The organism is uncultured Flavobacterium sp., from assembly GCF_963925185.1.
Lineage (GTDB): Bacteria > Bacteroidota > Bacteroidia > Flavobacteriales > Flavobacteriaceae > Flavobacterium.
The window spans coordinates 16,764-27,702 of the sequence record NZ_CAWURC010000047.1 but is presented as its reverse complement, the minus strand read 5'-3'; the positions used below and the strand labels follow the sequence as shown (position 1 = coordinate 27,702).

The 10,939-nt window shown below is 35.7% G+C and carries 8 protein-coding genes; 1 reads left to right on the top strand and 7 read right to left on the bottom strand.

Features of this window, described 5'->3' with window-relative positions; genetic code table 11:
- The 6 genes from AABM59_RS09895 to AABM59_RS09870 form a co-directional block, all read right to left on the bottom strand.
- Nucleotides 1-1,582: glycoside hydrolase family 2 TIM barrel-domain containing protein (locus AABM59_RS09895; RefSeq protein ID WP_338408802.1), on the bottom strand; the 1,582-nt coding region annotated here is incomplete at its 3' end.
- Nucleotides 1,583-1,629: 47 nt separating this feature from the next.
- Nucleotides 1,630-2,562, bottom strand: coding sequence for an alpha/beta hydrolase (locus tag AABM59_RS09890; protein WP_338408801.1), 933 nt, complete (start codon nucleotides 2,560-2,562; stop codon nucleotides 1,630-1,632).
- 163 nt (nucleotides 2,563-2,725) lie between these two features.
- Entirely contained in the window at nucleotides 2,726-4,318 is a 1,593-nt protein-coding gene (locus AABM59_RS09885; RefSeq protein WP_338408800.1) for a sulfatase, read from the bottom strand.
- Nucleotides 4,319-4,361: 43 nt separating this feature from the next.
- Nucleotides 4,362-5,783, bottom strand: coding sequence for an arylsulfatase (locus AABM59_RS09880; RefSeq protein WP_338408799.1), 1,422 nt, complete (start codon nucleotides 5,781-5,783; stop codon nucleotides 4,362-4,364).
- A gap of 29 nt (nucleotides 5,784-5,812) precedes the next feature.
- Nucleotides 5,813-6,718 (bottom strand): IS1595 family transposase, encoded by a 906-nt coding sequence (locus AABM59_RS09875; protein WP_338408798.1) that lies wholly within the window; start codon nucleotides 6,716-6,718, stop codon nucleotides 5,813-5,815.
- A 65-nt stretch (nucleotides 6,719-6,783) separates the two neighbouring features.
- The gene (locus AABM59_RS09870) at nucleotides 6,784-8,553 is read right to left on the bottom strand and encodes a 1-deoxy-D-xylulose-5-phosphate synthase (RefSeq protein ID WP_338408797.1); all 1,770 of its coding nucleotides are present in this window, start codon (nucleotides 8,551-8,553) and stop codon (nucleotides 6,784-6,786) included.
- 38 nt (nucleotides 8,554-8,591) lie between these two features.
- Here AABM59_RS09870 and AABM59_RS09865 point away from each other — a divergent pair, with 38 nt between their 5' ends.
- Nucleotides 8,592-9,035 carry a nucleoside deaminase gene (locus tag AABM59_RS09865; RefSeq protein WP_338408796.1) on the top strand — a complete coding sequence of 148 codons (444 nt, stop codon included), beginning with the start codon at nucleotides 8,592-8,594 and terminating at the stop codon, nucleotides 9,033-9,035.
- A 179-nt stretch (nucleotides 9,036-9,214) separates the two neighbouring features.
- On the opposite strand, the gene AABM59_RS09860 is transcribed toward AABM59_RS09865, so the two are convergent.
- Nucleotides 9,215-10,759 carry a ribonuclease E/G gene (locus AABM59_RS09860; protein ID WP_338408795.1) on the bottom strand — a complete coding sequence of 515 codons (1,545 nt, stop codon included), beginning with the start codon at nucleotides 10,757-10,759 and terminating at the stop codon, nucleotides 9,215-9,217.
- Nucleotides 10,760-10,939 lie beyond the last annotated feature (180 nt).

Sequence of the window (10,939 nt, the reverse complement as noted above, 5' to 3'; positions counted from 1 at the left end):
CATAGCCAGTAGCACCTTCGTATTGCGTAGGTCTTGTAGTATCATGTTCTTTTAACCATTGATAAGTAGTAAAAAAGTTTTCACCATTACCGGCCTCATTACCCAATGACCAAATAACAACGGAAGGATGATTTTTATCTCGCTCAAACATTTTAATGGTCCTATCTAAATGTGCTCCTTTCCATTGCGGTAAATAAGCAGGGTGAACGGCTTGTTTTGCTTTGTCGCCATCCAAACCTTGACCTGTAGCGCCCATACCATGGAGCTCTATATTGGCTTCATCTATCACATAAAAACCATATTGGTCGCATAACTTATAAAAATAAGCGTTTTTGGGATAATGACAACAACGAATGGCATTGATGTTATTTTGTTTCATGACTTCTAAATCTTTCCTAGTAAGTGCTTCTGAAATCACATGTCCTTCGGTATCGCTATGGTCGTGCAGATTTACCCCTTTAATTAAAACGGCTTTGCCATTAACTAAAAACTGATTGTTCTTAATAGAAACATTTCTAAATCCCACTTTAATGGAAGTAGCCTCGGTTACTTTTCCTTTTTTGTCTTTTAACTCTATCAAAAGCGTGTATAAATTAGGATTTTCCGCATTCCAAGTTTTAACATTAGTCAGATTTGTATTGAAATTGATGGTATTGGTTCCTTTTTTAATATCTAAAGTTTTAGTATCGGTATAAACATTTTTTTCTGCGTCCAACAATGTAATGGAAGCGCTATTTTTTGAATTAACAGTTGAATTATTATCAATTTGAAGTGACAGATTAAAAACACCGTCTTTATAATTGTTTTCCAAATCCGCAATCACTCTAAAATCTCTTACCGTCACTTTATTGGTAGCGTAAATAAATACATCTCGTTCTATACCGCTCAATCGCCAAAAATCTTGATCCTCCATATAACTTCCGTCAGACCAACGCAATACTTGAACTGCAACAGTGTTTTTTCCTTTTTTTATGAAATCATTTATTTTAAACTCAGCAGGAGTTTTACTCCCTTCGTTGTAGCCCACTTTTTTTCCATTAACCCAAACGTACATTGCGCCACTAACCCCTTCGAAATGGAGATAAATGTCTTTCGCATTCCAATTGTCAGGAATTTCAAACTCTCTTTTATAACTTCCATTATTATTAATATTATGAGGTATAAAAGGAGGATTTGCTGGAAACATATAGACTATGTTAGTGTAAAAAGGAATACCATATCCTTTTAATTCCCAGTTTGAAGGTACTGCTATTTTATCCCAACCTTTTATTGAAAATCCGTTTTGGTAAAAATCCGTTGGTCTTGCTGATACACTATCTGCATAATAAAAGTCCCAAGTGCCGTTTAAGGATTGGTATAATGAAGAATTATTCCAACTTTCATTTTTCAATGCGCTTTGTGCATCCTTGTATCTGTAAAAAGTAGCTGTAGGCTTTTCTCTATTGATTTGAAAAATTTCTGGATTCTCCCATTCTGGATTCTCCCATTTTTCGGCTATGTATGTTGGTTTTTCTGTTTTTTGTGCATTACAGAAAAAAACAGTTGTTAAGGCTAGTAATACGGTGTAATGATTAATCTTCATGTTAATTGACTTTGGAATTATTAATGATTTTTTTTTTTGAGAATTAATTATGGGATATACTTATTTAAACGCAACCATTCTTCACATTGTTTTGTCCAATATTGGCTAGTTGTTCCATCACGGCCTAAGCCAAAACCATGTTTGCCGTTTTGGTATAAATGAATTTCGCAGGGAACATTATTTTTCTTTAGCGCTAAAAAATATTGAATGCTGTTTTCAACAGGAACTGACTTATCATCTATTGCATGCAACATAAATGTAGGAGGCGTCAAGGGGTCTATTTGTTTTTCGTTCGAATATTTTTCAATTAATGCAGCAGAAGGAGAAAGACCTAATAATTTATTCTTAGACCCTTGATGTGTGATTTTTTCTTCCATTGAAATAACTGGGTAAATTAAAATAGAAAAATCAGGTCTTGCACTAATACTATCCATCACCTTATACACCACATCATTATAATGAGTCGATACTGTAGAAGCAAGATGTCCGCCGGCAGAAAATCCGATAACCCCCACTTTTTCTGTATTAATATCCCATTTCTTGGCATTGCGTCTTACATATCGAATGGCTTCTTGGGCATCTTGCAATGATCCAATCGTTTTATCCTTCATAATTTCGTCGCTAGGCAGCCTGCTTTTTAAAATAAATGCGGTTATACCTAGCGCGTTTAACCACTTGGCCACTTTATAGCCTTCACCATTTATGTACAAATTGGAATATCCTCCGCCGGGACAAATAACCACTGCTGTCCCATTTGATTTTTCGGGCAAAAAAACAGATAGGGTTGGTAATGTAACCTTGCTAACAAAATCAACTATTCCATTTTTAATAACAGGAGTTTCTATATAATCATTGGAAACAATAGCTCCAGGAATTTCATTGTTCCATAAAGGGATCACTTCATTTTGAGCCTGTAAAAATCCTGAAAAAACTAAAAAAAGGTTCAGGATTATTACTTTTTTGATTTGCATGTATTTCATTTGAATTTTTAACTATATAACTTTCAACTTTAAATTATTGAACCCACTCGATTGTAAAACATCATTGCATTTTCACTCGAATCTTAAAATGAAAAGGTTTTTCTTTTTTACTATTTACCCTATATCCTATAGCTCCATTTAGCTTAAATTGTTTTTTATGCTCTCAATCCTTGGTTATTTTGCTGCCCCACCAGTCTGCGTTAGGCTTAAATTTTTCAGACAACATTTCCAGGCGTTCCTTTTCCAACTTCGGCCATAATTCGTTTGTTACTTTATTGTGATACTTATTAAGTTTGTTTTTGTCAAATTCATCATCAGCTGTTGGGTATTTAGCACTAACTTCAATTAACCAATCATGAAGCTTTTTACTGAGTTTACTTGTAATTTTTGGTGATGATTGGGCGATGTTCTTTTGTTCATAAGGATCTTCCAAAAGATTATACAATTCATCGTGATTGTCTTCATAGTAGTGAATCAATTTAAAATTCCCCAACCTTATTATTGATGATGGATCTCCGCCTTGGTTTCCATAATGGGGATAATGCCAATACAAAGGTCTTTCTGAAAGTTTGTCCCCCTTATCAACCACTGGTTTTAAACTGACACCGTCTTTATGTTGCTCCGGCAATAAATCTATATGGGCATAGTCTAATATAGTTGGGAAAAAATCGGCTCCTGTAACTGGAGTATCATTTGTTTTCCCATTGGAGTTTGCCCAGGGCACATAAATGATATAGGGCTCTCGAATGCCACCTTCCCATTGATACCCTTTTCCTCCTCGTAAGGGAAGATTGGAGGTTGAAAAGGAATCGCCTGAGGCTACTCCTCCATTGTCTGAAGTGAATATGACTATGGTCTTTTTGTCTAATCCCAACATCTTTAAAGAATTTAAAACCACCCCAACAGCATCATCCATACTCTCAACCAAACCTCCATATACGGGATTGTCTTGGTTTTGTCTTATGGGCAATTTGCTTTCCATGGCAAAACCGTCTTCTTTTATGCCTTGGGCTGCTACTTTATTTCGGTATTTCTTCCACTTTTCTTCATTGGTTTGTATGGGTCCATGTACTGCATAAAAGGAAAGATATGCAAAAAAGTTGGACTCTTTGTTTTGTTTCATAAATGAAACTGTTTCATTGGCTAATCGCATGGAGAGGTTTTCTCCATCTTGATGGTCTTCTAATTTTGGATTTTTAAAAGGCGAAAAATAACCTCCAACGGGTCCTCCTTTATCCCAGCCCCCTTTGTTAATTTCAAATCCATGATCTTCAGGATAGGATCCTTCATCTCCTAGATGCCATTTTCCTGCAAAAAAAGTTTTATATCCATTCGCTTTTAGTACTTCTGCTACTGTATTTTGTTCTTTGGGTAAATTATGAACATACTCTGCAGGCAACATTTTATCAAACCGATTCATTTTTCTCCATTCTGTTCCTGAACTTTCTCCGATCCAATCAGTAATACCATGTCTTGCTGTAAACTGGCCTGTCAAAATACTGGCTCTGGATGGGCTGCATACTTGACAAGTTGCGTAACCTTGGGTGAATATCATCCCTTGTTTTGCCAAATTATCAATATTTGGGGTTTCATAAAAAGTACTGCCCGTGTATCCTAAGTCTTTGTAACCCAAATCATCCACTAAAACAAAGAGTATATTTGGTTTTTGTGGAATTTTATCTTCTTTGGGATTTACTTTTGAAGCACAAGACATTAAAAAAATAATGGCGAACAAAGTAATAGATGCTAATTTCATATTGTTTAACTTTTTAATAGTGAAGTAGTTCCTTCCTTTTAAACTAAAATTTAAAAACCTCCGATTCTGTTCTACTTGATTCTAATATTTTTGCCAATTCAAGAACTAATTCTTTATTTTGATCTGCTAAATCTTTCGTTTCTCCTATGTCGTCCTTAAGATTGTATAACTGATATTTTTCTCCTTTACTTACATTGTATCGTATTAATTTCCAATTTCCTTTTCTTAAGGCTTGCCTTCCGCCCAGTTCATGAAATTCCCAATATAAATAAGGATGTTGTTTTTGATTGCCTTTTTTAAGTAAAGTAGGCAGGAATGAAACACCCTCTATTGTAGTAGTAATTTTAGCAGTAGTAAGTTCTGCTAGTGTTGGCATAACATCCCAAAAAGCAGAAATATGATCCGTTTTACTTCCCTCCGCAATTTTGCCTTTCCATTTGGCAATCATAGGAACTCGGATTCCTCCTTCATAGAGATCTCTTTTATATCCTCTTAAAGGCCCATTACTGTTAAAATAATTTGGGTCCGCACCACCTTCTTTATGAGGGCCGTTATCTGAGGTGAAAATAATTATGGTATTGTCTTCTAACCCCAATGCTTTTATCTTAGAAACCATTTCGCCCACTTGGTCGTCCAACAGGGTTATCATAGCCGCAAAAGCAGCGTGACCATAAGGTTGAGAGCCATATCCGCCTTTTCTATAGTTTTTTCCGCTATCCACCCCGACGAAAGCTTTCTCGGAATCAAACTTTCCTATAAATTTATCCATATAGGCTTGGGGAGCTGCCAATTCAGCATGAGGCAAAGTACTGGCATAATACAAGAAAAAAGGTTCTTTTTGGTGTTTTTCTATAAATGAAAGGGCTTGATTATGAATTAAGGTTGGTGCATATTGCACTTTTTCAACACCTACATTTTCAGAAAGCAGTATTTTATTTTCATTATTCCATAAATGGTCTGGATAATAATTGTGTGCCAATGCCTGACAATTGTAACCATAAAAAGTGTCAAATCCTTGCTGCAAAGGATCCCCTTCAGAGCCTGGTTTTCCTAATCCCCATTTTCCAAAAGCTCCTGTTGCATATCCCTTTTCTTTTAGCAATTCTGCAATTGTAAAAGTGGCTTTGGGTATGGGCCATTGTCCTTCTGGTTCAACACTTAAATTTCCTCTAACAATAGTATGTCCAGTATCCTGACCTGTCATTAATGCTGATCTGGAAGGGGCACAAACCGAGGAACCTGCATAATGTTGCGTAAACAACATGCCTTCTCTGGCCAATTTATCAATATTGGGTGTTAAGAATTTCTCTTGACCATAACAGCTTAAATCTCCATAGCCTAAATCATCTGCAAGAATATATATCACATTAGGCTTTGATCTGTCTACTGCAAGATTTTCTTGAGACTTACATAAAATGGTAGTAAGATTTAGTAAAATCAGAAACGCTATTTTTAAAAGTTTCATAAATAATATTTTTGATTGTCCGTTTTTAGTCATAACCCTGTAATGCTTGCTATTACTAGCTTATCGAATAATTTTTCTTCAAAATAGCGTCTATTAAGCTTGTAAACGAACTCGTTTAGGTATAATTGGAGATATTTCCCTTTAATTTTATGAAAATTTCCTAAGAAATTCCTTTTTGCATTACTAATTGCAATATGTACCCACCTTAATGTCTCGGTTGTTGTTTCTTTATTCGATTTTTCTGTAATATGAATCTCTACATAATCTGCAATATCGATATATGATGTACTCCTGTCTGTAAAAAGAATGCTTTTTTCAGAAATAGATTCCTGGATTGTTTGATTTATTTGTTCCGATGTATGATCTGTCAAGACCTTTGCTTTAAAATATCTGCAATGATTTGATTTTTCTCCCGTTTCAATATCTTCTAAAACGGTTGACTCTGCCATAATTGCAACGTTAGATTTTCCAACAGCACCACGCCCACGAATTCCTTTTTCTTGTTCTATTTCAGAAGATTCAATTGTAAAATATCCTTCATCAAATTCAATCATTCCTTCTAAAGTATAACGCGCATCTCTATTGCCCATTGCTTTTCGCAACTTATGAACCATAGACCAAACCGGTTCGTAACGTTTCAAACCCAGCTGCTTTTGAATTTCTTTACTTGAGAACCCTTTTTTAGTTGCTGTTAAAAGGAACATCGTTTTGTACCAAATCAAAAATGATAAATTAGAACTTTGCATTATCGTTCCGCTGCGTAACGAAATTCTACTTCTGCATTTTTTACATTCATAACTCCATCTGCTTTTTATCCAAAAATGCTCTTTGCTTCCGCATTTACATTGAACTCCGATTTTGTCTCTTTCTTCTTTAAAATGAAGTCTACAAGATTCTTCACTCCCAAAATTTGCCGTAAAATTGAATAGATTCATCGCTTTTTTTATCAAATATAAGACTTTTTATTTAATTATGGGTGATTACGGACAATCAATTTTTTTTAATAGCTTAAAAAAACAGCCAACAAATTTTTAACGTCAATTTTACAATATTGTTGTTGTTGTTCAACACTTCCCTGTTCGATAAATTCATCTGGAACACCAAGTTTTTTTATCTTTGATGTATAATTATTTTGGGCAGAAAATTCAAGAACGCCACTTCCAAAACCGCCTTTTACAACTCCATCTTCAATGGTAATGATGTTTTCAAAATCTGAAAAAATAGTATGCAATAATTGCTCGTCCAAAGGTTTTATAAAAGCAAAATTATAATGGGCGATAGTTTCGTGATTCCCCATTTTAGCTAAGGCCAAAGTAACGTTATTACCAATGGTTCCATTCGATAAAACGGCTACTTTCGTTCCTTTTTTGAGACAATTTGCCTTGCCGATTTTAATTTTTTCGTATGGTTTTAGCCAATCCACAATAGTGCCACGACCACGTGGATAGCGGATGGCAATAGGATGATTTAAACCCAATTGAGCGGTGTATAAAATATTACGTAACGCAACTTCATTCAAAGGCGAATAGACAATCATATTGGGAATACAACGTAAATAGGCCAAGTCGAAAACACCATGATGGGTAGCTCCGTCTTCGCCAACCAATCCCGATCGATCCAAACAAAAAATAACAGGTAAATTTTGCAAAGCCACGTCGTGAATCACTTGGTCGTAAGCTCGTTGTAAAAATGTAGAGTAAATATTGCAAAAAACTATCATTCCTTGTGTAGCCATTCCTGCCGCTAATGTTACGGCGTGTTGTTCTGCAATTCCAACGTCGAAAGCACGTGTTGGAAAAACATCCATCATAAATTTCAGGGAACTTCCTGATGGCATTGCTGGAGTGATTCCTATAATTTTTTCATTGGCTTTGGCCAAATCCAAAATGGTTAAACCAAAAACATCTTGGTATTTTGGCGGTAGATTTTCTTCTGATTTCAGGGGTATTTCACCAGTATTTGCATCAAATTTTCCTGGCGCATGGTATTTTACTTGATCGTCTTCGGCTTGTTGTAAACCTTTTCCTTTTGTGGTGATGATGTGAAGGAATTTAGGTCCTTTTACTTTTTTCAGCCTTTTTAATTCTTTGATTACTGCAAAAACATCATGACCATCAATAGGTCCTGAATAATCGAAGTTTAAGGATTTAATCATATTATTTTTCTTCGGATTTTTCCCTTCTTTCACGGCAGTGAGATAATTTTTCAAAGCACCAACGCTCGGATCAATCCCAATAGCATTGTCGTTGAGAATTACCAATAAATTAGCATTGGTAACGCCGGCGTGGTTTAATCCTTCGAATGCCATTCCAGATGCAATCGAAGCATCGCCAATAACTGCAATATGATGTTTTTCGAAATCGCCTTTTAAGTTAGAAGCAATCGCCATTCCCAAAGCTGCCGAAATAGAAGTAGAAGAATGACCAACACCAAAAGCATCGTAAACACTTTCGCTACGTTTTGGAAATCCAGAAATCCCATTAAGTTGCCGATTGGTGTGGAAATTTTCCCTTCTTCCGGTCAATATTTTATGTCCGTAAGCCTGATGTCCAACATCCCAAACCAATAAATCACTTGGAGTGTCAAAGATATAATGCAAGGCAATTGTGAGTTCTATAACGCCTAAACTTGCGCCCAAATGTCCTTCTTTTACGGAAACAATATCAATAATAAAATCGCGTAATTCTTGTGCCACTTGAGGAAGTTGGGCCTCTTCGAGCTGACGTAAATCAATTGGATTTTTGATATTTGAAAGTAAATTGTCTGACATGAAGCAAATGTACGAATTGAATCCTTATTTTTGTAATTATGGAAAACCCTTTCACCGACGAATATTTTATGAAAAGAGCTTTGCAAGAGGCAGAAATGGCTTTTGAAAAAGACGAAATCCCTGTAGGCGCCCTAATTGTAATTGACAATAAAGTCATTGCCCGAGGTCATAACCTCACCGAAATACTAGTAGATGTAACCGCTCATGCCGAAATGCAAGCTATAACCGCAGCTGCTAATTTTCTTGGCGGAAAATACTTAACAGGTTGCACGTTGTATGTTACTTTAGAACCTTGTCAGATGTGTGCAGGTGCTTTGTATTGGAGCCAGATTTCTAAAATTGTTTTTGGTGCAAGCGATGAAAATCGAGGTTTCGAGAAAATGGGAACCCAATTACATCCGAAAACTACTATTGTTCGAGGTGTTTTGGCGGAAGAAGCAAGTGAATTGATGAAGCGGTTTTTTGTTAAGAAAAGAAAGTAATTTTTTATAAAAAAATTCCCTAGCCCAGATAGTAGTGAAAACCCTTTATTATTTTTCTTTAAAGCAATAAAGATTGCAACGCAAAGCGTGACACGAGCGCAGCGAACTGACGAAGTAAATAGCTCCTGATAAAAAAAGATACAAAAAAACCGCCACTCTCACGAATGGCGGTTTTTGTTTTATTCTAAAATAGCACTTCCTTTTTTATCGTAGAAATGATATTCAAGATACGTGTAAGCGTCACGCGGTATGATTTTCACCCATTTTCTATGTTCAAAAAACCATTTTGAACGTATTGATGGAAAACCTTTGGTAAGGTATGCGGCCACAAATGGATGTACATTAAGTACAACTCCAGAGTGAGTTTTTAATATGCTTTCTAGATCTAAGGCGATTTTGTCAATGATTTGAATTGGCGCTTCGATTTCGCCTTCAATATTGTTTGGATCTTCTTCTCTAGTTTTAATGTTGACTTCCGGTCTTACTCTTTGTCGGGTAATTTGGACTAATCCAAACTTACTCGGCGGCAAGATTTTGTGCTTGGCTTTATCATCGTTCATTTCTTCCCTGAGGAAGTCGAACAACACTTTGCGATTATCGGGATTTCCCATATCGATAAAATCAATAACGATTATTCCGCCCATATCACGAAGACGTAATTGTCTTGCGATTTCAGCGGCAGCAATCATATTCACTTCCATTGCAGTATCTTCTTGATTGGATGCTTTATTAGAACGGTTTCCACTATTTACGTCGATGACGTGAAGAGCTTCGGTATGTTCGATAATAAGATAAGCACCTTTGCTCATGGAAACTGTTCTTCCAAAGGAGGTCTTGATTTGTCTCTCTATATTGTATTTCTCAAAAATCGGAGTGTCGTTTGATTGATAAAACTTAACAATCGATGTTTTTGTTGGGGCTATTTCTTGTAAATAGTCCTTGGTTTGGTTGTACAACTCTTCGTCATCTATTTGGATACCACTAAAGGTATCGTTGAAGACGTCTCTTAATATTGATGAAGCTCTATTGAGCTCTCCTAATACTTTTGACGGATGATGAGCGGTTGGTAATTTTTTACACATTGCAGTCCATCTCTCTATGAGGTTCTGCAAATCTTTTTCTAATTCGGCTGTATTTTTGCCTTCGGCTACTGTGCGAACAATAACACCAAATCCTTTTGGTTTGACGGATTGCACAAGTTTTTTTAGTCGTTCTTTTTCTTTTTTATTTTCTATTTTTTGAGAAATAGAAACGCGATCAGAAAAGGGAACGAGAACAATAAATCTTCCGGCAAGAGAGAGCTCAGCGCTAATTCTTGGCCCTTTTGTAGATATTGGTTCTTTTACAACTTGTACTAAGATAGATTGATTGGAATTAATGATATCTATTATCGATCCATCTTTGTCTATCTCTTTTTCAAACTGAAAGTTTTTTAGGGAGAAATCTTTTATTTTACCTGCGCTTACAAGTTTTATGAATTTCAGTTGGGAAGCAAGATTAGGACCTAAATCGTGATAATGTAAAAAGGCGTCTTTTTCGTAGCCAACATTTACAAAAGCTGCATTTAATCCAGCAACTGGTTTTCTTATTTTGGCAATAAAAATATCGCCAACTTGGAAATTGCTTGTTTCTTGTTCTTTGTGTAATTCAATTAGTTTTCCATCTTTTAATAAGGCAAAATCTACGGCTTCGGAACTAGATCTGATGATTAATTCTTTATTCACGTTGTAAATTTTTATCCGAACTTATTGTTGTTGGTTTTCGGTTGTTGGTTGTTGGAAACCCATCAACTATCAACTATCAACCATCAACTTTTCAGCAAGGATGGATTAAACAATAATTTTAACAGGTATTGTACCCGGGGAGAAGCAGTTTTAGATAATAGATTTAAAGATGATAGACCA